The following is a 23,175-nucleotide window of genomic DNA, read 5'->3' as shown; positions in this document are numbered from 1 at the left end:
CCCGCCCCGGCATGGGATCCCCCGCATACGGCAGAGGGCCCACGCCGTATGCGGGGGATCCCATGCCAGGTCGGCCCCGGGTGGGACGAGAGTTCACCGGGAAGCAACACGGCGCAGGTGCAGGCCGGCACCGGGCTGGGCAGTGAACGCCTGCCCGGGCGGCGGTGTGCGCACCCGCCGCCCGGGGCGCCTCCCTCGGGCGCCGGTCAGGCGGTGGGCAGCACCAGCTCGGCGACGACGGCCCGGTGGTCGCTGCCGGCGACGCGGCGGACCCGGACCGAGCGGACGCCGACCCGGGCGTCGACGAGGACGTGGTCGATGACCAGCCGGGGCTGCGGCACGGACTGCGGCGTCCAGGTGGTGGTCAGGGCCTCGCCGGCGGCACGGGCGGCGTCCACGTACCCGCGGCCCAGCAGTCGGCGGAAGGCGGCGTGGTCCAGCGTGCCGTTGTAGTCCCCGGCCAGCACCCGGACGACGTCGGGCGCGGGGTCGGGGAGCTCGTGCAGGTCGGCCTCCCAGCGGGCGACGTCGCGCCGGGACCGGGCCGGCGGCTGGGTGTGCACGGCGGTGAGGTCGACGGGCGGTCCACCGGGCACGGCGAGGAGGGCGCGGGGCTGGTCGAACCGGCCGGGCACCCGGCCGCGCCGGGTGAGCGGGTGCCGGGACCAGACCGCGCCACCGGCGCCGGGCGGGTTGCCGGGGCGGGCGTGCAGCACGTGGTCGTGGGGGAGCAGGTCGCCGATGCCGGCGGCCCGCAGCGCGGCCTCGGCCTCGGGGGTGACCTCCTGCAGGGCCAGGGCGTCCAGGTCGTGGTCCCGGACCAGGGCGACGAGGCCGCCGGCGTCGGCCCGGCCGTGCAGCATGTTCACGGTGGCCAGCCGGAACGGGCGGCCGCCCTCGGTGGGTGTGGGGCGGGTGCCCCGACGGCCGAGGACGGCGGCGCCCAGCGCCCCGGTGGCGAGGGCGGCGAGCGCCGTCCCGGGGGCCGACCGGCGGGCCAGCGCGACGCCCAGGGGGAGCACCGAGGTGGCCGCCGCGTAGGGGGTGAAGGACATCGCCGGCACCCACGGGAAGCCCCGTTCGGCACCGGTCGCGCGGAGCCCGGCCCACACCGCCCAGGGGGTCGCCAGGGCCAGGGGCAGCAGGTCACGCGGTCGCCGTCGCATCGTCGGCCACGGTAGGCGCCGTCGGTCCCAAGATCGACTCGACGGTTGCCGTTCACCTGGATGCGGTATCAAGCCCCTGACATCCGCCCAGGTCCGGGCGGACCGACGAGCAGGGGTGTGTGCACCGTGGCGACCGAACACGTGGAGATCGAGCGGAAGTTCGACGTCGAGGAGGCGTTCGCACTGCCCGACCTCAGCGGGGTCCCGGGGGTCGCCTCGGTGGGTGCGCCGGTGGTGCACGAGCTGGCCGCCACCTACTACGACACCGCCGACCTGCGGCTGGCCCGCGCGCACGTCACGCTGCGCCGCCGGCTGGGTGGCACCGACGCCGGCTGGCACCTCAAGCTGCCCGCGGCGGCCGGTGCCCGCCGGGAGTTCCACTCCCCGCTGGGCCGCGCCGTCAAGGCGCCGCCGCGCGCGGTGATCACCCCCGTGCTCGGCATCGTCCGGCGTGCGTCCGCGGCCGCCGTCGCCACGCTGGCCACCCGGCGGACCGTCGTGACCCTGCTGGCCGAGGACGGCCGGGTGCTGGCCGAGGTGGCCGACGACCTGGTCACCGGCACCCAGCTGCCCGCGGGCCCGGGCCAGGCCGCCGTCGTCACCACGTGGCGCGAGGTGGAGGTCGAGCTGGTGGACGGCGACGAGGAGCTGCTGTCCGCCGTCGGCGCCGAGCTGGTCGTCTCCGGGGCCCGCGCCTCGGCCTCGCAGTCGAAGCTGGCGACGGTGCTGGCCGGGCGGCTGGCGCCGCAGCCCACCGAGCCCGACGACGAGGACGACGACGTGTCCCCGGTCGGGGAGCCCGAGGACGACGAGGACGCCGTCCAGGAGCCGACCGCGCAGGAGACCGAGCCGGCCGAGGAGGAGCCGCTGCCCGAGGGCAAGAAGGCCCGGGCCGCGGAGCTCGCCCGCCGGGCCGCGGAGGCCAAGGCGGCCGCCAAGGCCGCGGCGAAGGCCGAGAAGCAGCGTGCCGCCGAGGAGAAGGCGGCTGCCAAGGCCGCGAAGAAGGCCCGCAAGGAGGCCGAGGCGGCCGCCGCCGAGGAGGCCCGACTGGCCGCGGTGCCCCAGGCCGGTGACGTCGTCGTCGCTGCGGTGGCCGCGCAGCTGGCCGCCCTGCAGCGGGCCGACCTGATGGTCCGCACCGACGTGCCGGACGGCGTGCACCAGGTCCGGGTCGCCAGCCGCCGGCTGCGCAGCATCCTGGCCGCCTACCGGCCGGTGCTGGTCCGGGAGCAGACCGACCCGGTCCGCGCCGAGCTGCAGTGGCTGGGTCAGGAGCTGTCGGGGACCCGGGACGCCGAGGTGTCCCTCGAGCACCTGCGGGCACTGGTCGCCGCGCAGCCGCCCGAGCTGGTGCTGGGCCCGGTCGCGGCCCGGCTGCAGCAGGCCGAGCTGCAGGGCGAGGCCGCCGGCGGGGACCGGGCGGGCGCCGTGCTGGGCACCGCCCGCTACCTGACCCTGCTGGACACCCTGTTCGAGCTGGTCGAGCACCCGCCGCTCACCGAGCGGGCCGGCGAGCCCGCCGAGGACGTGCTGCGGGAGGTGCTCAGGCACACCGTGAAGCGGATGCGCCGCCAGGTCGAGACCGCCGAGGACGCCGAGCGCGGGGGCGCCCCGATCGGCACCACCCCGCCCGCCGAGTCCCCGGGTGCGGTCGAGTCGCCCTACGAGCTGGCGCTGCACGAGGTGCGCAAGTCCGGCAAGCGGGTCCGCTACACCGCCGAGGTCGCAGCGCCGGTGCTCGGCGGGTCCGTGATGGGCCTGGTCGACGCCATGAAGAAGGTGCAGGACGTCCTCGGTGACATGCAGGACACCGTCGTCACCCGGGAGCAGTGCCGCCAGCTGGGCATCGCCGCGTTCGGGGCCGGGGAGAACGCCTGGACCTTCGGCCGCCTGCACGCCCTGGAGGAGGCCCGCGCACTGCGCGCCGAGGAGGACTTCTGGGAGCTGTGGCCGACCATCGGCCCGGTGCTGAACGGGGCCGTGGGGAAGCGCTGAGGACGTGCTCGACGGCCACCGTCTCGTCGACGCGCACGTGCACGCGGCCCGACTGCCCACGCTGAAGCCGGCGTTCGCGCAGTGGGCGGACCGGTTCGGCGACCCCGCCGTGCTGGGCCGCGTGTACGACGCCGACGGGACGGTGCGCCCGGCGCAGCTCGACACCCTCTTCGCCGCCGAGGGCGTCGACGTCGCCCTGCTGTTCACCGAGCACAGCCCCAAGGCCACCGGCATCCAGCCCGCCGAGGACGTGCTGCCGGTGGTGGCTGCGAACCCCGACCGGTTCAAGCTGGTCGGTAACGTCAACCCGCACCTGCACTTCCCGATCGGGGAGGAGGTCGAGCGGCAGCTGGACCTGGGTGCGGTGGCGCTCAAGCTGCACCCGGTGCACGGCGGGTTCGCCTGCAACGACCGGGCGCTCTACCCGGCCTACGAGGTGTGCCGGGCCCGCGGCGTCCCCGTGGTGGTGCACTGCGGCACCAGCTCGTTCCCGGGCTCGATGAACCGGTTCGCCGACCCGGTGCTGCTCGACGAGGTCGTCGGGGACTTCCCCACCATGGACGTCGTGCTGGCCCACGGCGGGCGCGGCTGGTGGTACGACGCCGCCGCGTTCATGGCACTGGCCAGGGAGAACGTCTGGCTGGAGCTGTCCGGGCTGCCGCCACGCCGGCTGCCCGGGTACTACGCCGGGCACTCCTGGGCCCGGCTGACCCGCAGGATGGTCTTCGGCACCGACTGGCCCGGCGTCCCCGGTGTCGCGGCCAACGCGCGCGCCGTCGCGGCACTGCTGCCCGACGAGGAGACGGTCGGGCTGGTGCTCGGCGGGAACGCCGCGCGCGTCTTCGGCGTCTGACTCACGACCCCTCTGACTGGAGCACCCCCTGTCCCTGATCGCCCTGCTGGGCTTCGGCTCCGTGGTCCTGCTCGCGATGCTGCTGCTGCACGCGTTCCTCTGGCTGCGGCTGGTCCGCAGCACGACTCGCCCGGGTCGGCTGCGCCGCTGGCTCACCGTGCTGACCGTCGTCCTCGCAGTGCTGCCCACGGCAGCGGTGGTCGGCCGCCGGTCGTTGCCGTTCTCCGTGCAGGGGCCGCTGGACTGGGTGGGCTACAGCTGGCTGGGGGTGGCGTTCTACGCCTTCCTGGCGCTGCTGGTGCTGGAGCCGGTCCGCTGGGTGCTGCGGGCGGTGCAGCGCCGCCGTGCCGACCGCAGCGCCGGCCGCAGCGCCGGCCGACGTCTCCCGGCGGTTGTTCCTGGCTCGCTCGCTGGCGGTGACCGCGGGCGTCGCGGCGGTGAGCACCGCCGGCTACGGCGCGTGGGCGGCGAACTCGGCACCGGTGGTGCGCCGGGTGCCGATCCGGATCGCCGGGCTGGCCCCGGAGCTGGCCGGCTACACGGTCGTCACCTTCTCCGACGGGCACCTGTCCGCGACCTACGGCGGACGCCGGTTCGAGCGGCTGGTGGAGACGGTCAACGCCCAGCAGCCCGACGTCGTCGCGATCGTCGGGGACCTGGTGGACGGGTCGCTGTCCGAGCTGCGTGAGGACGTCGCGCCGCTGGGTGACCTGGTCAGCCGGCAGGGCGCGTTCTTCGTGACCGGCAACCACGAGTACTTCGTGCCCGACACCGAGGACTGGCTGCGGCACCTGCCCACCCTGGGTGTGGACGTGCTGCGCAACGAGCGGGTCGAGCTGGGCCGGTCGGGGGCCTCCTTCGACCTGGCCGGCATCGACGACCGGACGGCTGCGGAGTCCGGGCTGCCCGGCCACGGCGCCGACCTGGACGCGGCGCTGGACGGCCGGGACGACAGCCGCCCGGTGGTGCTGCTGGCCCACCAGCCGGTGCAGGTCGAGCAGGCCCGGGCCGCCGGGGTGGACCTGCAGCTGTCCGGGCACACCCACGGCGGGCAGCTGTGGCCCTTCGACTACGCGGTGCTGCTGGACCAGCCGGCCGTGGAGGGGCTGTCCCGGCAGGGCGACACCCAGCTCTACGTGACGGCCGGGGCCGGGTACTGGGGTCCGCCGATGCGGGTCGGCGCCCGGCCGGAGGTCACCGTCATCGAGCTGCAGCCGGCCTGAGGCTCAGATCGAGCGGAGCGCCTCGAAGGCCTCGTCGACCAGCTCGCCGAGGTCCCGTTCGCCGTCGGTGGCGGCCCAGCGCAGGAACGCCGTCGTCGAGGCCGCCATGCACGCCCCGATGACGACGACCTGGGCGGCGCCCTCGGAGGTGGACAGGTCGATGCCCAGCACGTCGACCAGCGCCGCGGTGGACGCGGTCTCCCGGTCGGCCCCGCGGGAGCGCAGCGCCGGGACGGTGAGGGCGAGCCGCCAGCGGTGCAGCAGGGCCTGCGCGTCGCTCTCGGTGAGCTGGGCGACCAGGCGCTGCAGACCGCGGCGGACGCGCTCGGGCAGCGGCAGGTCCGCGGGCTGCTCGGTGAGCAGGCCGGCGATCCAGGCGCCGTCCTGGTCGGGGAACACGACGTGCTCCTTGGTGCGGAAGTAGGCGTAGAAGGTCGGCACCGACACGTCGGCGGCGGTGGCGATGTCCCCGACCGAGGTGGCCTCGTACCCGTCCCGCTCGAAGAGGGCGAAGGCAGCCTGGGAGAGGCGCAGGCGGGTGGCGCCGCGCTTCTTCTCCCGCCAGTCCTCCCTGGTCACGGTGGCATGGTGACAGGTGGCCGCCGGAGCGGCCGAGCCGGGTCGGGCCCCACGGGTCTCGGTATCCCCGCAGTGGGTCAGGCGGTCGCCAGGTGGGGGACGACGAGGGCCTCGACGAGCTGGTCGACGAGGGCCTCGTCGGGCGTGCCGACGTGCATCAGCCACCGCTGGGTCACCAGGGCGGAGGCGGCGCGCAGGGCGAGCACCGGGAAGGCGCCGGGGGCCACCTCGCCGCGGGCCTCCGCCCGGGCGAGGACGTCGTCCATCGCCTGGGTCCAGGCCCCGGCGAAGCGCGTCCGGTAGACCTCGGCGATCTCGGGGTGGCTGGCCAGCATCGGCATCAGCTGTCGGGTGGCCAGCGCGAGCGGGGTCTCCAGCGACGCGACCAGGCCGGCGAGCAGTGCGCGGGCGTCGGCGGCCAGGCTGCCCTGGTCCGTGCTGGGGACCTCCATGGGCGGGGAGTACCGGAAGGCGTCGACGACGAGGGCGTCCTTGCTGGCCCAGCGCCGGTAGATGGTCGCCTTGCCGACGCCGGCCCGGCGGGCCACCTCGTCCAGGGCGCACGCCTCGATGCCGCCCTCACCGATGAGCTCGATGGCGGCGGTGCGGATGGCGATGTCGAGGCCGGGGTCGCGGGGTCGACCGGCCGGCCGGGGGGTGGCCTGCTGGGGGTCCATCGAGGCGTCCTGACGCACGTGGGGGCGGGGCGCGTCGCAGGGTAGACCCGTGCGCGGCCTGCGTCACAGCCGCATGGCATCGATCCCAGGTGCGTTGTGCGCGATCCTGTTCCGCTTCCTGGTGACGGGATCGGTACCGAAACGGATCCCTCCTGCCCTCAAATGCCGTGCGACGTCATGACGTCTAGACGTCTCCTGATCGAGTACCTTTCGGTCGTGGCGAGCCCGGAAGCAGGTCCCAAGTACCTCGCGGTCCGAGAGCACCTGCGCCGACGGGTCGCCGGACTGCCCGAGCACGCCCTGCTGCCGCCGGAGCCCGTGCTCTGCGAGGAGTACGGCGTCAGCCGGATCACCCTGCGCCGGGCCGTCGACGGCCTCGTGGCCGACGGCCACCTGGTGCGGGAGCAGGGGCGCGGCACCTACGTGACCCGGCCGGGCATCCGCCACGAGTACCGCGAGAGCTTCGTCCACCGGATCGCCGGGTTTCACTCCGTGATGACCGAGCAGGGCGCCCAGGTGGGGACGACGGTGCTCCAGCAGCACGTCGTCCCCGCGCCCGTCCCGGTGGCCACCGAGCTGCTGCTGGACCCGGCCGACGAGGTCGTGGAGCTGGTGCGCCTGCGGTCGGTGGACGGGCTGCCCAACCACGTGGTGCGCTCCTTCCTGCCCGCCGAGGCCTACCCCAAGGCCGCCACCGAGGACTTCGGGCACGGCTCGCTCTACGAGTTCCTCCGCCGCGAGTACGAGGCCGACCTCGCCCACGCGCGCCTGGTCGTCGACGTGGGCACGGCCGGGGTCGAGGAGGCCGACGTGCTGCAGGTCGTCGCCGGCTCCCCGCTGCTCGTCGTCCGCACGACGGTGCGCGACACCGCGGGCCGGCCGCTGGTGCACTCGTTCTCCCGGCTGCGGCCCGACGTCAGCCAGGTCGAGTTCGAGGTGTCGGTCAACGGTCGCTGAGCGGCACCGGCCGGCCCACCGCCCACCCGCCGCCCACCGCGGACGCGAGGCAGGTCACCCAGCCAGGCCGGATACCGTCGGGGACGCCGCCGCACCCGACGTCTGGAGCCGCATGACCACCGCCAGCGGTACCCGCCGCGTGCCCGACCGCCGCGAGGACGTCTGGCGCGCGCTCGCCGTCCTGCACCCCTACTGCGCGGTCTGCGACGTCTCCTACGTCGCCGACGGCCCGGCCGGCACCGGGACGACGTTCGTCTGCGCGCCCGGCCGGCTCGACGAGGGGCGCGCGCCGGACGAGGGAGCGCCGAAGGGCACCATCGTCGAGTGGACGCCGGCCCGGGTCGTCGTCACCAGGCTGGACCTCACGCCGGAGACCTGGACGACGAGGATCGAGCTCGCCGACGCCGGCATGGGCGGCAGCGAGGGCACCGACGTCACCATCACCGTCACCCACCAGCCCCGCGGCGGCTCGGGGCTGGTCCGCTTCGTGCAGAGGAACGCCACCCGGCGCATGGTCCAGCGCACCGTGGACGGCGAGCTCGCCAAGCTGCCCGAGCACATCGCCCAGGTGGACGGTCGGGGCTGAACCCGGCGGGAACCCTGCATCAGCTCTACCGTTGACCAGGAGAGGGTCGAGTGACGCGGCCCGCCCCGAGGAGGACGGCGTGAGCCCCGCAGCACCCCGCACGAGCGTGCCCCGATGAGCGCCGTCGTCCAGGCCGTCGAGTGGCAGGCCGCCGCCGCGGCGCTGATCCGCGCGATGCCCCGCCACCGGATGGTCGGCAACGGCATGCAGGCCGGGGACGCCGACGCCCTGCACGCCGGGGTGTCCGCCGGCTCCGCGTGGTCCGACGTCGCCGGCAGGCTCGCCGCCCGGCAGACCCGCGCCGCCGTCGCCGCGATGGAGGTCGGGGACACCGCCACCGCCCGGGACAGGTTCCTGCGTGCCGCGGCCTGCTACAGCTTCGGCCAGATCCCGCTGGAGGACGGCCCCGCCAAGCAGGCGCTGTACCGCGACCTGGTCGACTCCTTCGGGGCCGCCGGCGCGCTGCTGGACCCGCCGGCCGAGCACGTCGAGGTGCCGTGGGCCGGGAAGAGCCTGCGCGGCTGGTTGCTGCGCCCGCACGGCGCCGTCCGGCCACCGGTCGTCATGGTGCTGGGCGGCATGGACGCCTGGCGCGAGGAGTACGCCGCCGGTGCCGAGCTGGTCCGCGACCGCGGGGTCGCGCTGTTCCTGCTGGACGCCCCCGGCCAGGGCGAGACCCGGGTGCTGGGTGGCCTGCACCTGGACCGCGACGTCCAGCTCGCGCTGTCCGCCGCCGTGAGCCACGTGCTGGCCGACGACCGGCTCGGAGACCGGGTCGCCGTCTGGGGCAACAGCATGGGCGGCCACCTCGCCGCCCTGCTCGCCGCCCGGGACGACCGGATCGCCGCCTGCGTGGTCACCGGCGGCACCGTGCGGCCCAGCGAGACGCACACCCGCTTCCCGCGGTTCCTGTCCAAGGTGCAGGCGATGCTCGGCATGGCCGACGACGCCGACGGCGCGAAGACCCTGATGGACGACCTCGAGCTGGACGCCGCGACGCTGGCCGGGCTGACCTGCCCGCTGCTGGTCCAGCACGGCAAGCGGGACGCCGTCTTCAAGATCGCCAACGCCCGGCCCATCCACGACCTGTCCGCCTCGACGGACAAGACGTGGCAGGAGTGGGCCGACGGCGACCACTGCGTCGACAACCACGCCGACGAGAAGTACCTCGCCGTCGCCCGCTGGCTGGCACCCCGGCTGACCGGGGTGCCCAGCACCCTCTGACCCAGCACCCGCTGACCCCGGTCCCGCGGGCACCGGGGCGACGGCTCAGCTGGAGACGGCGTCCTCGTAGTCGTCGTAGCTGGCCAGCAGGTCCTCGATCTCGACGATGTCGGGGAAGTCCGCGACGTCCTGGTGCTTCTTCAGGAAGTCCACGGTCCGGGCGACGAGGTCCTCCTCGTCGTCCTCGCTGACCCCGAGCCGGTCCAGGGCGGCCGGGCTCAGCCGGAACCACGTCTCGACGGTCTCTCCCTGGTCCACGAGCCGCACGACGTACTCGTGGTCGCCCTGCTCCTCGATGTCGTAGTCCTCACGGGCGTCCTCAGCTGGCATGTGCACGGTCTACCCCACGCGCACCGACGACGAAGCGTGGGCCTGCACTCAGACCGTCACGGACTCCCCGGGCGCGATCCGGGTGACCGTCGTCGGGGTGCCCGGACCGCGCTCGCCGACCATCCCGGTGATGGCGCCGAGACCGGTGTCGTTGAGCAGCCCGTCGTGCACGGCGTAGGCCTGCGGGGCGGCCACCTGGCGCAGGTAGTCGATCAGCTCCCCGGTCTTCGACCAGGGCGCGTGCAGGGGCAGCAGCAGCGTCGGGACGGCGACGCCGGGGTCGGTGAGCGCGTCACCGGGGTGGAACACCTGCCCGTCGACGAGGAAGCCGACGTTGGCGATCCGCGGGATGTCGGGGTGGATGACGGCGTGGAACTCGCCGTGGGCCTGCACGTCGAAGCCGGCGGCGGTGAAGGCGTCCCCGTGGCCGACGACGTGCACCCGGTCACCGGCGTCCAGCTGCTCGGCGACCGAGCGGTTGGTCCAGACCTCCAGGGCCGGGTCGTCGGCGAGGGCCTGCTTCGTGCGGCCGACGTCGAGGTGGTCGAAGTGCTCGTGGGTGATGAGCACCGCCGTGGCGCCGGCCCAGGCGCTCTCCTCGGTGAGGGACCCGGGGTCCAGGACCAGGCGCCGGTCGCCGTCGGAGAGGACGACGCAGGCGTGACCGTGCTTGATGAGCTGCATGCGCCCGACGCTATGTCGGTCCGCGCCGGTCCGCTGGGTTTCCCCGGACGACCGGACGGGGCAGGAGGGGACGGTGACGACACCCACCCCCACCGTCCGGCTGGACAACGGCGTCGAGATCCCGCAGCTGGGCCTGGGCACCGCCCGGGTCGGCGACGAGGAGATCCGCCGCTTCGTCCGCGAGGCCCTCGACGTCGGCTACCGGTTCGTCGACACCGCGGCCGAGTACGAGAACGAGGTGGGCGTGGGGCAGGGCCTGCGCGACGCCGGCCTGCCGCGGGAGGAGGTGTTCGTCTCCACCAAGCTGCGCGGCGCCGACCAGGGGTACGCCCAGGCCAAGCAGGCCCTCACCGACAGCCTGCGCCGCCTGCAGCTCGACCACGTGGACCTGTACCTCGTGCACTGGCCGCTGCCCCGGCTGGACCGCTACGTGGAGTCCTGGCAGGCCCTGCAGGAGCTGGCCGCCGAAGGACTGACCCGGGCGGTCGGCGTCTCCAACTTCCTGCCCGAGCACCTGGCCCGCCTGGGCGAGGAGGCCAGCACCGTCCCGGCGGTCAACCAGATCGAGGTGCACCCCCGGCTGCCCCAGCGTGAGCTGCGCGCCGAGAACGACCGGCGCGGCATCGTCACCGAGTCCTGGTCCCCGCTGGCCAACGGCGGCGACCTGCTCACCGACGACGTCGTCACCGGGATCGCCGCCGAGCACGGCGTCACCCCGGCCCAGGTGGTCCTGCGCTGGCACGTCCAGCAGGGTCTGGTGACCTTCCCCAAGGCCAGCTCGGTGGAGCGGCTGCGGGAGAACCTCGACGTCTTCGGGTTCGCCCTCGGCGAGGACGACCTGGCCCGGATGGACACCCTGGCGACCGGTGAGCGGACCGATCCCCGGCAGGACCCGGCCACCTGGGAGGAGTTCTGAGGGTCGCGGACACGCATGCACACCTGCGCGTTCCCGGCCTTGAGGGCGAGATCCTGACCAACCCGTCCGGGTGAGTTCGTCAGTGACGCGGCTGCACATCACCCGCGCGGACGCCGACGGTGGGGTCATGACCAGCGAACTCGTCCTCACCCTCGCCGCCGCCCAGGGCCGCACCTCGGGCCTGTGGCACGCCGTCGAACTGCACCGCAGCCCCTCCGAGGTCGACGGCGCCTGCGAGGTCGCCGTCTGTGGCGCCCTGGCCCGCGTCGACGTCGAGCAGCGCTGGGACGGCGCCGACGCCGAGTCCTGCGAGGCCTGCGCGGACCTCCTGTACTGACCCCGACCAGGACGGACCGACCCGGCCGACCCGGGTCAGACCGGCGGCGCCACCGTGGTGTCGACGGCGAGGAAGGGCGGCACGTGCGGGCCGTAGCGCTCGCAGACCCACCAATGCGCGCCGACCGGCGCCAGGACCACCAGCTCGGTGTTCGCCAGGTGCGTGGACACCGCGAACGCCGCGGGCACGTCGGACACCGACGTGGTGACCCACCGGATCGCCGCCCCGTGGCTGACCAGCACCACCGACCGCTGCGGATCGGCCTCCAGCCGCGCGCGCAGGTGCGCCACCACGGGCAGGTACCGGTCCAGCACCTCCGTGCCGCTCTCGCCCCCGGGCGGGCGGACACCCGGGCTGCCGGCGAACCACTGGCCGTAGGCCCGGTCGTACTCCTCCAGCACCGGCCACCCGGCCTGTCCCTCGAGGTCGCCGACGAACGTCTCCTGGACGCCGTCGACCACCTCGACGTCCAGCCCGAGCGCCGCTGCCAGGGGGGCCGCCGTCTCTTGCGCCCGGGTCGCCCGGGAGGCCAGCACGGCCGACACCGGCGTGTCCGCCAGCGTCTCCACCAGCACCCGGGCCTGCTCCTGTCCGTCGCCGGTCAGCGGGGCACCCGGCGGCAGCGAGTCCAGCCGCAGGGCCACGTTGGCCTCGGACTGGCCGTGCCGGACCAGCAGCAGCCGGCCCGCGGGCAGCGGACCGGTCACCGGCCGGTGAAGTCCGGGGCCCGCTTGGCCAGGAACGCCTCGACCGCCTCGATGTGGTCGTGCGTCTGCCCCAGGGCCTTCTGCAGCCGCCCCTCCAGCGCCAGGGTGTCCTCCAGGGAGTCGGTGGCCGCCGTCGCCAGGACCTCCTTGATCGCCCGGTAGGCCGCCGTCGGGCCGGCCGCCAGCCGCCCCGCCAGCTGCTGGGCGGTGGCCAGCACGTCCTCGGCGGGCACCACGTGGTGCACCAGGCCCCACTCGCCGGCCGTCTCCGCGGTGAAGGTGTCCGGGAAGAGCAGGAGCTCGGTGGCCCGCGAGCCGCCCACCGAGTGCACCAGCGCCGAGGCCAGCGCGGAGTCGCTGCCCAGCCCGATGCCGGCGAACGCGGTGCCGAACTTGGCCCCGGCGGCGGCGACGCGCAGGTCACCGCGCAGCGCCAGGCCCAGCCCGGCGCCCACGCACGCACCGTTGACCGCCACGACCGTCGGCACCCGCAGCGCGGTGAACGCCAGCACCATCGGGTTGTAGGAGTCCGCGACGACGTCCAGGGAGGTGCTGGCGTCCCCGCGCAGCGCCTGGACGTGCTCGGCCAGGTCCTGCCCGACGCAGAACGCCCGGCCCGAGCCGGTGAGCACCACCGCGCGCACCGACTCGTCCGCAGCGACCGCCCGGATCGTCTCGGTCAGGTCGGCCCGGGACTGCCGGGACAGGCCCGGCACCAGCAGCGTGATCGTGGCGACGCCGTCGGCGTCCGTGCGCGTGACGGTCTGGCTCTGAGACATCGTCGTCCCCTCAGGAGTAGTCGTGGAACCCGCGGCCGGTCTTGCGGCCCAGGTCACCGGCGGCCACCTTGTCACGCAGCAGCTGCGGCGGGGCGAAGCGGTCGCCCAGCTCCCCGGCCAGGTACTCGGCGATCGCCAGCCGGACGTCCAGCCCGACCAGGTCGGTCGAGCGCAGCGGGCCCATGGGGTGCCGGTAGCCCAGCTCCATGGCCTGGTCGATGGCCTCCGCGGAGGCCACGCCCTCCTCCAGCATCCGGATCGCCTCCAGGCCCAGCAGCACGCCCAGCCGGGAGGAGGCGAACCCGGGGGAGTCCCGGACGACGACGTCGGTCTTGCCCAGCTCGCGCACCCACGCCTGCGCGGTCGCGACGACGTCGTCGGCGGTCTCGGCGGCCACGACGACCTCGACCAGCTTCGACGCCGGGACCGGGTTGAAGAAGTGCATGCCGACGAACCGGGCCGGGCGCTGCAGGGCCGCGGCCAGCTCGGTCACCGACAGCGAGCTGGTGTTGGTGGCCAGCACCGCGTCCAGGCCGATCGCGGCCTCGGCGGCGCGCAGCACCTCGATCTTCAGCGCCGGCACCTCGGGCACCGCCTCGACCACCAGCGACAGGCCCGGCGGCAGGTCGGCGGGGGTGTCCACCAGGACCAGCCGGGACAGCGACTCCTCGACGGTCCCGGTGAGCTTGCCGCGCCGGTCGGCCTCCTCGAGCCCGGCGGCGATCCGGGCCCGCGCGGCCTCGGCCGCCTCGTCCCCGGCCTCGACGACGTGGACCTGCGCGCCGGTGCCCAGCAGGCCCTGGGCGATCCCGCCGCCCATCCGCCCGCCGCCGACGACGCCGACCTGCCGCGGGGTCACACCCGCTCCACGAGCATCGACACGCCCTGGCCGACGCCGACGCACAGCGTGGCCAGCCCGCGCCGGCCGCCCTCGCGCTCCAGGCGACCCATCAGGGTGACCAGCAGTCGGGCGCCGGAGCAGCCCAGCGGGTGGCCCAGGGCGATCGCGCCACCGTCGGCGTTGACGACCTCCTCGTCGATCCCCAGGCGCCTCAGCACCCCGAGGGACTGGGCGGCGAAGGCCTCGTTGAGCTCGACGGCGTCCAGGTCGGCGACGGTCCAGCCGGCCTTGGCCAGTGCCTTCTCGGTCGCGGGCACCGGTCCCAGGCCCATCACGTTCGGCGCGACGCCGGCGCTGGCCGAGACCACGACCCGGGCGCGCGGGGTCAGCCCGTGCCGCTCGACGGCGTCGGCGCTGGCCAGCACCAGGGCGGCGGCGCCGTCCGAGAGGGGGGAGCTGTTGCCCGCGGTGACCACGCCGCCGGTGCGGAAGACCGGTTTGAGCGTGGCGAGTGACTCCATCGAGGAGCCCGGGCGGGGGCCCTCGTCGGCGCTGACGGTGGTGCTGCCCTTCCTGCCGGGCACCTCCACGGCGAGCACCTCGGCGTCGAACCGGCCGGCCTCCTGGGCGGCGACCGCGCGGGTGTGGCTGCGGACGGCGAAGGCGTCGCAGTCGTCCCGGGTCCAGCCGTCCAGCGCGGCGATCTCCTCGGCGGTCTCGCCCATCGACAGCGTCACCTTGCGGGTGGCCGGGTCCTCCGGGTGCTCGACGGCGCGGTCGGCGGCGGCGAAGACCGGGTTGGTGAACCGCCAGCCCAGCGAGGTGTCCACGACCTCGCCCGGGCGGGCCCACGGGGTGCCCGGCTTGGCCATCACCCAGGGCGCCCGGGTCATCGACTCGACGCCGCCGGCGATCGCCAGGTCCAGCTCGCCGGCCCGGATCGACGCCGCGGCCGAGGCGGTGGCGGTCAGCCCCGAGGCGCACAGCCGGTTGGTCGTGTAGCCGGGCACGGTGTCGGGCAGCCCGGCCAGCAGCACGGCCATCCGGGCGACGTCCCGGTTGTCCTCGCCGGCCTGGTTGGCCGCGCCCAGCACGACCTCCTCGACGGCGTCGGCGGGCGCGCCCGAGCGGCGCAGCACCTCGGCGACCACCAGCGCGGCCAGGTCGTCGGGCCGGATGCCGGCCAGTGCGCCGCCGTAGCGGCCCTGGGGTGTGCGCACCCCGTCGACCAGGAAGACCTCGCGGGTGGACGCCATCGTCGCTCCTCAGGACCGGTTCACTGACCGTGCGGTCAGTAATGCCCACCCTCGTGCAGGACGACGGGCCGGGCAAGTCCCCGCTCCCGTCCAGCGGGACCGGGGGAGCGGGGACCGTGGGCGCGTCGGCGACCTGCCCCGTCGCCGCCGACCCCTGCCGGGGACACGGCGTCCGGAGGCGGGCCGCGGTCCCCGTGTCGCGGACACCGTGGCGACCGGCCCCCGCGCTGTCAACGGGTCCTGCCCCGTCCCGTCGTCCGGCGGCCACCCGGTCTTTCCTTGACTCGTTCAAGAACAACCGGCATGCTCGGGTGGTGCCCACGACGTCCGAGCTCGAGCAGTCGCTGCGCGGGGTCGCCCTGCGCGTGACCCGCCCGCGCCTGGCCGTGCTCGCCGTCGTCCGGGAGAACCCGCACGCCAGCACCGACACCGTCATCCGGCGGGTCCGGGAGCAGCTGCCCGAGGTCTCCCACCAGGCCGTCTACGACGTCCTCAAGGTGCTGACCGGCTCCGGCCTGGTGCGGCGCATCGAGCCCTCCGGCTCGGTGGCCCGCTACGAGGCCCGCGTCGGGGACAACCACCACCACGTCGTCTGCCGCTCCTGCGGCGTCATCGCCGACGTCGACTGCGCCGTCGGCGAGGCGCCCTGCCTGAGCCCCTCCCAGGACCACGGCTTCGTCATCGACGAGGCCGAGGTCATCTACTGGGGCCGGTGCCCCTCGTGCTCCGCCGCACCGATCGAACCGCTCCCGCTCGACCGTCCCGAAGAGAGAGGCACTCCGTGACCGAGTACGACAAGTCCACCGTCGACGCCGCCGACTACGACAAGACCGAGGTCGCCAAGACCGAGTCCGCCAGCACCAGCGAGAGCGAGAACCCGGCGATCAAGGCGCCGGAGCCGGTGCACGGCGGGCGTCCCCGCTCGGTGCAGGACTGGTGGCCCAACCAGGTCGACCTGCGGGTGCTCGACCGCTCCGCCGCCGACGCCGACCCGCTGGGCGCGGACTTCGACTACGCCGCCGAGTTCGCCAAGCTCGACGTCGAGGAGCTCAAGCGCGACCTCGTCCAGGTCATGCGCACCTCGCAGGACTGGTGGCCGGCCGACTGGGGCCACTACGGCCCGCTGTTCATCCGGATGTCCTGGCACGCCGCGGGCACCTACCGCAGCGCCGACGGCCGCGGTGGCGGCGGCGAGGGCGGACAGCGCTTCGCCCCGCTCAACAGCTGGCCCGACAACGCCAACCTGGACAAGGCCCGCCGCCTGCTGCTGCCGATCAAGCAGAAGTACGGCCGCAAGATCTCCTGGGCCGACCTGCTCGTGCTCGCCGGCAACGTCGCCCACGACGACATGGGCCTGCCGACCTTCGGCTTCGCCTTCGGCCGCAAGGACTCCTGGCAGCCCAACGAGGTCTTCTGGGGCCCCGAGGACACCTGGCTCGGCGACGAGCGCTACGCCGACGACACCCCGCTGGACCTGGAGGACGGCCACCTCGCCGCCGTCACCATGGGCCTGATCTACGTCAACCCCGAGGGCCCGCAGGGCAAGCCGGACCCGCTGGGCTCGGCCCACGACATCCGGGTCACCTTCAGCCGGATGGGCATGAACGACGAGGAGACCGTCGCGCTCGTCGCCGGCGGGCACACCTTCGGCAAGACCCACGGCGCCGGGGACCCCGAGCTGGTCGGCCCCGAGCCCTCCGGCTGCCCCGTGCACGGCAACGGCCTGGGCTGGATCAGCCAGTACGGCACCGGCAAGGGCGCCGACACCATCACCAGCGGCCTCGAGGGCGCGTGGACCCCCACGCCCACGCAGTGGGACAACACCTACTTCGAGATGCTCTTCAGCTACGACTGGGAGAAGACCCTCAGCCCGGCCGGCGCCAAGCAGTGGGGCCCGACCAACCCCGAGGCGCAGGAGCTCGTCCCCGACGCCCACATCGAGGGCAAGCGCAACGCCCCGATGATGAGCACCGCCGACATGGCCCTGGTCGTGGACCCCGGCTTCCGGGAGATCTCGCGGAACTTCTACGAGAACCCCGAGTACTTCGCCGACGTCTACGCCCGCGCCTGGTTCAAGCTGCTGCACCGCGACATGGGCCCCAAGAGCCGCTACCTGGGCCCCGACGTCCCGGCCGAGGAGCTCATCTGGCAGGACCCGGTCCCGGCCGTCGACCACGAGCTCGTGGGCGAGGCGGAGATCGCCGACCTCAAGGCGCGCCTGCTGGCCTCGGGCCCGACCGTGTCCCAGCTGGTGCACACCGCCTGGTCGGCTGCGGCGTCCTACCGCGACACCGACAAGCGCGGTGGCGCCAACGGCGGCCGCATCCGGCTCCAGCCGCAGGTCGACTGGGCGGTCAACGCCGGCGTCGCCGACGTGCTGCCGGCCATCGAGTCGGTCCAGGCCGCCTTCGAGGCCGAGACCGGCAAGAAGGTCTCCTTCGCCGACCTGGTCGTCCTCGCCGGCACCGCCGCGGTGGAGAAGGCCGCCGCCGACGCCGGCGTCCCGGTGACCGTGGGCTTCACCCCCGGCCGCACCGACGCCACCCAGGAGCAGACCGACCCGGAGAACTTCCGGTGGCTCGAGCCCAAGGCCGACGGCTTCCGCAGCTACCTGCTGCCTGGCAGCAAGCTGCAGCCCGAGCAGCTGCTGGTCGACAAGGCCTTCAACCTGGGCCTCACCGCCCGGGAGATGACGGTCCTCGTCGGCGGGCTCCGCGTGCTCGGCGCCAACACCGGCGGCGTGCAGCACGGTGTCTTCACCGACCGGGTCGGCGTCCTGTCCCAGGACTTCTTCCGGACGGTGCTGGACCTGGGCATCTCGTGGCGGACCTCGCGGGACGACGAGGGCGTCTACGACGGTGTGGACGCCGAGGGCACCGTGGTGCGCACGGCCACCGCCGCCGACCTGGTGTTCAACTCCAACGCCATCCTGCGCGGCATCGTCGAGGTCTACTCCTCCGACGACACCACCGAGAAGTTCGCCCAGGACTTCGCGGCCGCGTGGACCAAGGTCATGGAGCTCGACCGGTTCGAGCTGCAGCGCTGACCGTCGGGTAAACCGCGGTTACCCAGCTCCACCCACGACGCCCGGGTCGGTCCTCACCAGGACCGGCCCGGGCGCCGTCGTGACCAGGGTCCCGCTGGGAACTGTCTGGCAGGCCTGTACGTACCGGCAGACGGCGCCTAAGGTCAGCCTGCCCTCAGTCGGACCGGCCGGGGGCGTCGTCGTGCCAGGAGGTGTGTCCCGTGGGATCGGTGTTCTTCCCCAGCTACCTCATCGGTCTGCGTGAGGGCCTGGAGATGGTCCTCATCGTCTCGGTCCTGGTCGCCTACCTGGTCAAGACCGGCCGTCGGCAGCACCTGCTCCCGGTCTGGGGCGGGGTCGCCGCGGCCGTGGTGCTGTCGGTCGGGTTCGGCGCCGCGCTGTCCTACGTGTCGACGACGGTGCTCGGCGGGCCCGGTCAGGAGCTCTTCGACGCGATCACCTCGGTCATCGCCGTCGCGCTGGTGACCTGGATGGTCTTCTGGATGCGCCGCACCGCCCGGAAGCTGTCCGGTGAGCTGCGCGGCCGGCTCGACGACGCCGTCGGCCTGGGGCTGGGCGCCGTCGTGGGCATCGCGTTCGCCTCGGTGGTCCGGGAGGGCCTGGAGACGACGCTGCTCTTCTTCGCCTCCGCGCAGGGCGCGGTCAGCTCCACCCCGCTGGTCGGCCTGCTCGCGGGCCTGGCCACCGCCGTCGTGCTGGGCTTCGCCCTCTACGCCGGTGCGGTGCGGATCAACCTGTCCCGGTTCTTCACCGTCTCGGGTGTGCTGCTGATCTTCATCGCGGCCGGGATCTTCAAGTACGGCGTGCACGACTTCCAGGAGGCCGGCGTGCTGCCCGGCCTCACCACCTACGCCTACGACGCCTCCGGCTGGCTGGACCCCGGCAGCTGGTGGGGCGCGGTCCTCGACGGCGTCTTCCACGTCTCGGCGCAGCCCACGGTGCTGGAGATGGTGGCCTACGTGGCCTACCTCGTGCCGGTGCTCGCCCTGTTCCTCCTGCCCGGCCGCTCGGCCGCCCAGGCACCCCGCACGACCACCCCGGAGAGCACCCAGCATGTCGACGCCCCTGCGTAACGCCCTCGCCGCGACCTCCCTCGCGACCCTCACCCTGCTCGCCGCCTGCGGCGGGGGGTCCACCGACTCCGGGTCCACGGCGGGGGAGGCCAGCGACGACATCGCCGTCGCCGCCAGCGACGACACCTGCGACGTCGCGACCAGCGAGCTCGAGGCCGGCACCCACCAGTTCACGGTGACCAACTCCGGCAGCAAGGTCACCGAGTTCTACGTCTACGCCGAGGGCGACCGGGTGATGGCCGAGGTCGAGAACATCGCCCCCGGGGTCGCCCGCGAGCTGCTCGTGGAGCTGCCCGCCGGGGACTACGAGACCGTCTGCAAGCCCGGCATGGTCGGCGACGGCATCCGCAACGCCCTGGTCGTGAGCGGCGAGGCCGCGCAGCTGTCCGAGGACGAGAACCTGCAGCAGGCCGGCGAGGACTACCAGCGCTACGTGCAGAGCCAGACCGGCGCCTTGCTGGAGCAGACCACCGCGTTCGTCGAGGCCGTCAAGGCCGGTGACGTCCCGGCCGCGCAGGCGCTGTTCCCGGTCGCCCGCACCTACTGGGAGCGGATCGAGCCGGTCGCCGAGAGCTTCGGTGACCTGGACCCGCTGATCGACGGCCGCGAGGGCGACCAGGCCGAGGGCGAGGACTTCACCGGCTTCCACCGCATCGAGCAGGCGCTGTGGGAGACCGGCGACGTCTCGGACATGGGCCCCTACGCCGACGACCTGCTGGCCAACGTGCAGGAGATCGTCGCCCGGGCCAACGAGGTCACCCTGGACCCGCTGCAGCTGGCCAACGGCGCCAAGGCCCTGCTCGACGAGATCGCCACCGGCAAGATCACCGGCGAGGAGGACCGCTACTCGCACACCGACCTGTGGGACTTCGCGGCCAACCTCGAGGGCTCCGAGGCCGCCGTCCAGGCGCTGCGTCCCTTCCTGGAGGAGGCCGACCCCGAGCTGGTGGGCGAGATCGACGAGCGCTTCGCCGCCACGGAGGCCGAGCTGGAGCAGTACCGTCAGGGTGACGGATGGGCGTTGCACGACACGCTCACCGAGGACCAGCTGCGCGGTCTCAGCGACAGCATCACCGCGCTGAGCGAGTCCGTGAGCCAGGTGGCGGCAGTCGTCGCCGACCAGTGACCCGACCGGTGAGTTGACGGGCAGAGGAGCAGTCGTGGGTGCCGAGCAGGGCGGGTTGTCCCGTCGACGGTTCTTCGGCGTCGCCGGCGCGGGCACCGCAGGGGTGCTCGCCGCCGGCGCGGCCGGCGGGGTGATCGGGCGGGCCACCGCCGACGAGCCGGCCGCCGCCGGTGCGGGCGTCACCGAGGCGGTGGCGTTCCACGGCGCCCACCAGGCCGGGATCGTCACCCCGGCCCAGGACCGGCTGCACTTCGTGGCCTTCGACGTCCTCACCGACGACCGGGACGCCCTGGTCGAGGTGCTGCAGGCCTGGACCGCCGCCGCCCGGCGGATGACCCAGGGCCAGGACGCCGGCCCCATCGGGGCCACCGCGGGCAGCGAGTACGCCCCGCCGGACGACACCGGCGAGGCCATCGACCTGCCCCCGGCCGGGCTCACCCTGACCGTCGGGTTCGGCCCCACCCTCTTCCGCACCGCCGAGGGCGTCGACCGCTTCGGCCTCGCGGACCGGCAGCCCGCCGAGCTCACCGAGCTCCCCGCGTTCCCCGGCGACGCCCTCGACCCGGCGATCAGCGGCGGCGACGTCTGCGTGCAGGCCTGCGCCAACGACCCCCAGGTCGCGGTGCACGCCATCCGCAACCTGTCCCGGCTGGCCGCCGGCGTGCTCGGCGTCCGCTGGTCGCAGCTCGGCTTCGGCCGGACGTCGTCCACCTCTTCGGCCCAGGCGACCCCGCGCAACCTGTTCGGCTTCAAGGACGGCACCGACAACCTCAAGGCCGAGCAGCCCGAGACCCTGGACCGGTTCGTCTGGGTGTCGGGGACCGGGTCCTGGATGGACGGCGGTTCCTACCTGGTCAGCCGCCGCATCCGGATGCGGATCGAGCCCTGGGACACCTCCACGCTCATCGAGCAGGAGCAGACCATCGGCCGGAAGAAGGGCAGTGGCGCGCCGCTGGGCCAGCGCGGGGAGTTCGACCCGGTCGACTTCACCGCCCAGGTCGACGGCGAGTTCGCCGTCCCGGAGACCTCGCACGTCTTCCTGGCCCACCCCACCAACTCGGGGACGGCGATCCTGCGCCGCGGCTACAGCTTCGTCGACGGCTCCGACGGCCTGGGCCGCCTCGACGCCGGGCTGTTCTTCATCTGCTACCAGTCGGCGCCGGAGACCGGGTTCGTCCAGGTGCAGCGCAACCTGCGGCTGGACGCGATGAACGAGTACGTCCAGCACACCTCCTCGGCGGTCTTCGCCTGCCCGCCGGGCGTCCAGGGCCCCGACGACTGGTGGGGGCGCGCGCTCTTCGGCTGAGCGGTCCGTCGACGTCCCCGGGGCCACCGGGCACCATGGGCGGGTGGACCCAGCGACCCGCGTCTTCGGTGACCGGTACGAACTCCGGTCGCTGATCGCCACCGGCGGCATGGGCCGGGTCTGGCGGGCGCACGACCAGCGGCTGGGCCGCCCGGTCGCGGTCAAGGTGCTGCGCAGCGAGTACGCCGGGGACGAGGGGTTCCTGGCCCGCTTCCGCGCCGAGGCCCGGCACACCGCGCTGCTGCACCACCGCAACGTCGTCGCCGTCTTCGACTACGGCGAGACCGAGGCGACCGACGGCGAGCACCTGGCCTACCTGGTGATGGAGCTGGTCGTCGGGGAGTCCCTCGCCGACGTCGTCCGGCGGGAGGGGGCGCTGCCGGCCGACCAGGTGCTGGAGGTGGTCGCCCAGACCGCGGCCGGGCTGGCCGCCGCGCACGAGGTCGGCATCGTGCACCGCGACGTGAAGCCGGGCAACGTGCTGGTCCGCTACGACGGGTCGGTCGCGGTCACCGACTTCGGCATCGCCTGGTCTGCGGAGAGCGTCTCGCTGACCCTCACCGGCCAGGTCATCGGCACCGCGCACTACCTCTCGCCCGAGCAGGCCGAGGGCCGCGCGGCCACGCCGGCCAGCGACGTCTACGCCCTGGGCATGGTCGCCTACGAGCTGCTCGCCGGCCGCCGCGCCTTCGAGGGCGAGAGCTCCGTGGCGGTGGCGCTGAGCCAGATCCGGGACGAGCCGCCGGCGCTGCCGTCCTCGGTGCCCGCGCCGGTCCGCGACCTGGTGGCCGCGATGCTGGTGAAGGACCCGCACCGGCGGCTCGCCGACGGCGACGCCGTCGTCGCCGCGGTGGCCCGGGCCCGTGCGGGCGACCCCTCCACCGCCGGCACCGAGCTGCTGGACCTGGTGCCCCCGGCCGGGGTGACGGCGCTGCTGGACCCGGGTCTGGTGTCGGGGGAGACCCCGCTGCCCGGCTACGGGCCCGATGACGAGGGTCCCGATGACGAGGGGCCTGAGGACGCCGGGCCCGACGACGACGGGCCCCGTGGACGGCGCCGGCCGCTGCTGCTGGCCGGTGTCCTGGGCGCGCTGGTCCTGGTGGGGGTGGGCGTCGCGCTGCTGCTGGGCATCGGCCGGGACACCGAGGAGCCGGTGCCCGCAGCCGGGCCGACCACCACGTCGGCGGCCCCCGCCGAGACCGAGCCGACGGTGACCCTGGACCCGGCGGCCTACGTGGGCCGGCCGCTGGCCGACGTGACCGCGGAGCTGACCGCGCTGGGTCTCACCGTCGTCTCCGTGGAGACGGCCGCGGGCGACGCGGCAGCGGGGGTCGTGGTCGAGGTGGCGCCCGCCGGGACGCCGCTGGCCGCCGGCGCGGAGGTCACGGTGACCCACACCGGCCAGCCCGCGCCCGCACCAGCGACCACGGTGGGCGCGCCCGCGCCGACCGTCGGCGAGCTGCCACTGCCCGCCCCCGAGCCCACCGTCGTCCACCTGCTGCGCCACGGCGAGG

The 23,175-nt window shown here is 74.5% G+C and carries 23 protein-coding genes; 14 read left to right on the top strand and 9 right to left on the bottom strand.

All coding sequences use genetic code 11. The features are described from left to right. Positions 1 to 206: 206 nt before the first annotated feature. The gene (locus AC0IVP_RS10925) at positions 207 to 1,166 is read right to left on the bottom strand and encodes an endonuclease/exonuclease/phosphatase family protein (protein WP_471756550.1); all 960 of its coding nucleotides are present in this window, start codon (positions 1,164 to 1,166) and stop codon (positions 207 to 209) included. A gap of 126 nt (positions 1,167 to 1,292) precedes the next feature. Here AC0IVP_RS10925 and AC0IVP_RS10920 point away from each other — a divergent pair, with 126 nt between their 5' ends. The 3 genes from AC0IVP_RS10920 to AC0IVP_RS10910 all read left to right on the top strand — a co-directional run bounded on the left by AC0IVP_RS10920 (position 1,293) and on the right by AC0IVP_RS10910 (position 5,237). Next, positions 1,293 to 3,161: a CYTH and CHAD domain-containing protein gene (locus AC0IVP_RS10920; protein ID WP_471756548.1), complete on the top strand. Its 1,869-nt coding sequence runs from the start codon at positions 1,293 to 1,295 to the stop codon at positions 3,159 to 3,161. Between the two features lie 4 nt (positions 3,162 to 3,165). Continuing rightward, positions 3,166 to 4,014, top strand: coding sequence for an amidohydrolase family protein (locus tag AC0IVP_RS10915; RefSeq protein ID WP_471756546.1), 849 nt, complete (start codon positions 3,166 to 3,168; stop codon positions 4,012 to 4,014). A gap of 344 nt (positions 4,015 to 4,358) precedes the next feature. Next, positions 4,359 to 5,237, top strand: coding sequence for a metallophosphoesterase (locus AC0IVP_RS10910; protein WP_471756544.1), 879 nt, complete (start codon positions 4,359 to 4,361; stop codon positions 5,235 to 5,237). A gap of 3 nt (positions 5,238 to 5,240) precedes the next feature. On the opposite strand, the gene AC0IVP_RS10905 is transcribed toward AC0IVP_RS10910, so the two are convergent. Then, positions 5,241 to 5,816 (bottom strand): TetR/AcrR family transcriptional regulator, encoded by a 576-nt coding sequence (locus AC0IVP_RS10905; RefSeq protein WP_056296264.1) that lies wholly within the window; start codon positions 5,814 to 5,816, stop codon positions 5,241 to 5,243. A gap of 77 nt (positions 5,817 to 5,893) precedes the next feature. Next, the gene (locus tag AC0IVP_RS10900) at positions 5,894 to 6,493 is read right to left on the bottom strand and encodes a TetR/AcrR family transcriptional regulator (RefSeq protein ID WP_056296267.1); all 600 of its coding nucleotides are present in this window, start codon (positions 6,491 to 6,493) and stop codon (positions 5,894 to 5,896) included. A 216-nt stretch (positions 6,494 to 6,709) separates the two neighbouring features. On the opposite strand from AC0IVP_RS10900, the gene AC0IVP_RS10895 reads away from it, so the two are divergent. From AC0IVP_RS10895 to AC0IVP_RS10885, 3 genes are all read left to right on the top strand, one after another. Further along, positions 6,710 to 7,450, top strand: coding sequence for a GntR family transcriptional regulator (locus AC0IVP_RS10895; protein ID WP_235564818.1), 741 nt, complete (start codon positions 6,710 to 6,712; stop codon positions 7,448 to 7,450). 112 nt (positions 7,451 to 7,562) lie between these two features. Further along, positions 7,563 to 8,036, top strand: coding sequence for an SRPBCC family protein (locus tag AC0IVP_RS10890; RefSeq protein WP_471756542.1), 474 nt, complete (start codon positions 7,563 to 7,565; stop codon positions 8,034 to 8,036). A gap of 114 nt (positions 8,037 to 8,150) precedes the next feature. Next, positions 8,151 to 9,260, top strand: coding sequence for an alpha/beta hydrolase family protein (locus AC0IVP_RS10885; protein WP_056296276.1), 1,110 nt, complete (start codon positions 8,151 to 8,153; stop codon positions 9,258 to 9,260). 45 nt (positions 9,261 to 9,305) lie between these two features. Here AC0IVP_RS10885 and AC0IVP_RS10880 read toward each other — a convergent pair whose 3' ends face one another. After that, entirely contained in the window at positions 9,306 to 9,590 is a 285-nt protein-coding gene (locus tag AC0IVP_RS10880) for a hypothetical protein (RefSeq protein ID WP_056296279.1), read from the bottom strand. Positions 9,591 to 9,638: 48 nt separating this feature from the next. Beyond that, on the bottom strand, positions 9,639 to 10,274 hold the full coding sequence (locus tag AC0IVP_RS10875) for an MBL fold metallo-hydrolase (RefSeq protein WP_471756540.1): 636 nt from the start codon (positions 10,272 to 10,274) through the stop codon (positions 9,639 to 9,641). A gap of 73 nt (positions 10,275 to 10,347) precedes the next feature. Between AC0IVP_RS10875 and AC0IVP_RS10870 the strand changes: the two genes are divergently transcribed. Both AC0IVP_RS10870 and AC0IVP_RS10865 read left to right on the top strand, forming a co-directional pair. Further along, entirely contained in the window at positions 10,348 to 11,190 is an 843-nt protein-coding gene (locus AC0IVP_RS10870; RefSeq protein ID WP_471756538.1) for an aldo/keto reductase, read from the top strand. A gap of 127 nt (positions 11,191 to 11,317) precedes the next feature. Continuing rightward, a complete protein-coding gene (locus AC0IVP_RS10865) occupies positions 11,318 to 11,527 on the top strand; it encodes a hypothetical protein (protein ID WP_056296754.1) in 210 nt (69 codons plus the stop codon). 35 nt (positions 11,528 to 11,562) lie between these two features. Here AC0IVP_RS10865 and AC0IVP_RS10860 read toward each other — a convergent pair whose 3' ends face one another. The 4 genes from AC0IVP_RS10860 to AC0IVP_RS10845 are packed head-to-tail and all read right to left on the bottom strand — an operon-like array spanning position 11,563 to position 15,110. Next, positions 11,563 to 12,234: a histidine phosphatase family protein gene (locus AC0IVP_RS10860; RefSeq protein WP_471756536.1), complete on the bottom strand. Its 672-nt coding sequence runs from the start codon at positions 12,232 to 12,234 to the stop codon at positions 11,563 to 11,565. Then, the gene (locus tag AC0IVP_RS10855; protein WP_471756534.1) at positions 12,231 to 13,013 is read right to left on the bottom strand and encodes an enoyl-CoA hydratase/isomerase family protein; all 783 of its coding nucleotides are present in this window, start codon (positions 13,011 to 13,013) and stop codon (positions 12,231 to 12,233) included. The genes AC0IVP_RS10860 and AC0IVP_RS10855 overlap by 4 nt, the downstream gene beginning before the upstream one ends. Positions 13,014 to 13,023: 10 nt before the next feature. Continuing rightward, on the bottom strand, positions 13,024 to 13,872 hold the full coding sequence (locus AC0IVP_RS10850) for a 3-hydroxyacyl-CoA dehydrogenase family protein (protein WP_471756532.1): 849 nt from the start codon (positions 13,870 to 13,872) through the stop codon (positions 13,024 to 13,026). Next, entirely contained in the window at positions 13,869 to 15,110 is a 1,242-nt protein-coding gene (locus AC0IVP_RS10845) for a thiolase family protein (RefSeq protein WP_056296290.1), read from the bottom strand. The genes AC0IVP_RS10850 and AC0IVP_RS10845 overlap by 4 nt, the downstream gene beginning before the upstream one ends. Positions 15,111 to 15,424: 314 nt before the next feature. Here AC0IVP_RS10845 and AC0IVP_RS10840 point away from each other — a divergent pair, with 314 nt between their 5' ends. The 6 genes from AC0IVP_RS10840 to AC0IVP_RS10815 all read left to right on the top strand — a co-directional run. Next, positions 15,425 to 15,895 (top strand): Fur family transcriptional regulator, encoded by a 471-nt coding sequence (locus AC0IVP_RS10840; protein WP_056296764.1) that lies wholly within the window; start codon positions 15,425 to 15,427, stop codon positions 15,893 to 15,895. Continuing rightward, positions 15,892 to 18,156 carry a catalase/peroxidase HPI gene (katG, locus tag AC0IVP_RS10835; protein WP_082556952.1) on the top strand — a complete coding sequence of 755 codons (2,265 nt, stop codon included), beginning with the start codon at positions 15,892 to 15,894 and terminating at the stop codon, positions 18,154 to 18,156. The genes AC0IVP_RS10840 and katG overlap by 4 nt, the downstream gene beginning before the upstream one ends. A 200-nt stretch (positions 18,157 to 18,356) precedes the next feature. Beyond that, positions 18,357 to 19,229 (top strand): iron uptake transporter permease EfeU, encoded by an 873-nt coding sequence (efeU, locus tag AC0IVP_RS10830; protein WP_082556953.1) that lies wholly within the window; start codon positions 18,357 to 18,359, stop codon positions 19,227 to 19,229. Then, positions 19,210 to 20,355, top strand: a complete 1,146-nt coding sequence (gene efeO / locus AC0IVP_RS10825) for an iron uptake system protein EfeO (protein ID WP_056296293.1) — start codon at positions 19,210 to 19,212, stop codon at positions 20,353 to 20,355. The genes efeU and efeO overlap by 20 nt, the downstream gene beginning before the upstream one ends. Before the next feature lie 34 nt (positions 20,356 to 20,389). Then, positions 20,390 to 21,661 (top strand): iron uptake transporter deferrochelatase/peroxidase subunit, encoded by a 1,272-nt coding sequence (gene efeB / locus AC0IVP_RS10820; protein WP_471756530.1) that lies wholly within the window; start codon positions 20,390 to 20,392, stop codon positions 21,659 to 21,661. A 43-nt stretch (positions 21,662 to 21,704) separates the two neighbouring features. Beyond that, the coding region (locus AC0IVP_RS10815) for a serine/threonine-protein kinase (protein WP_471756528.1) at positions 21,705 to 23,175 on the top strand (1,471 nt) is incomplete at its 3' end.

The sequence above is a fragment of the Klenkia sp. AC732 genome, assembly GCF_979256525.1.
The sequence above is the reverse complement of the archived record's forward strand: the minus strand, read 5'-3'. Positions and strand labels throughout refer to the sequence as shown.

Excerpts from the sequence above, each read along its gene's own strand:
- AC0IVP_RS10925 (WP_471756550.1), bottom strand. The coding sequence starts at position 1,166 with ATGCGACGGCGACCGCGTGACCTGCTGCCCCTGGCCCTGGCGACCCCC.
- AC0IVP_RS10900 (WP_056296267.1), bottom strand. The coding sequence starts at position 6,493 with ATGGACCCCCAGCAGGCCACCCCCCGGCCGGCCGGTCGACCCCGCGAC.
- AC0IVP_RS10890 (WP_471756542.1), top strand. The coding sequence starts at position 7,563 with ATGACCACCGCCAGCGGTACCCGCCGCGTGCCCGACCGCCGCGAGGAC.
- AC0IVP_RS10885 (WP_056296276.1), top strand. The coding sequence starts at position 8,151 with ATGAGCGCCGTCGTCCAGGCCGTCGAGTGGCAGGCCGCCGCCGCGGCG.
- AC0IVP_RS10880 (WP_056296279.1), bottom strand. The coding sequence starts at position 9,590 with ATGCCAGCTGAGGACGCCCGTGAGGACTACGACATCGAGGAGCAGGGC.
- AC0IVP_RS10875 (WP_471756540.1), bottom strand. The coding sequence starts at position 10,274 with ATGCAGCTCATCAAGCACGGTCACGCCTGCGTCGTCCTCTCCGACGGC.
- AC0IVP_RS10865 (WP_056296754.1), top strand. The coding sequence starts at position 11,318 with ATGACCAGCGAACTCGTCCTCACCCTCGCCGCCGCCCAGGGCCGCACC.
- AC0IVP_RS10855 (WP_471756534.1), bottom strand. The coding sequence starts at position 13,013 with ATGTCTCAGAGCCAGACCGTCACGCGCACGGACGCCGACGGCGTCGCC.
- AC0IVP_RS10845 (WP_056296290.1), bottom strand. The coding sequence starts at position 15,110 with ATGGCGTCCACCCGCGAGGTCTTCCTGGTCGACGGGGTGCGCACACCC.
- efeO (WP_056296293.1), top strand. The coding sequence starts at position 19,210 with ATGTCGACGCCCCTGCGTAACGCCCTCGCCGCGACCTCCCTCGCGACC.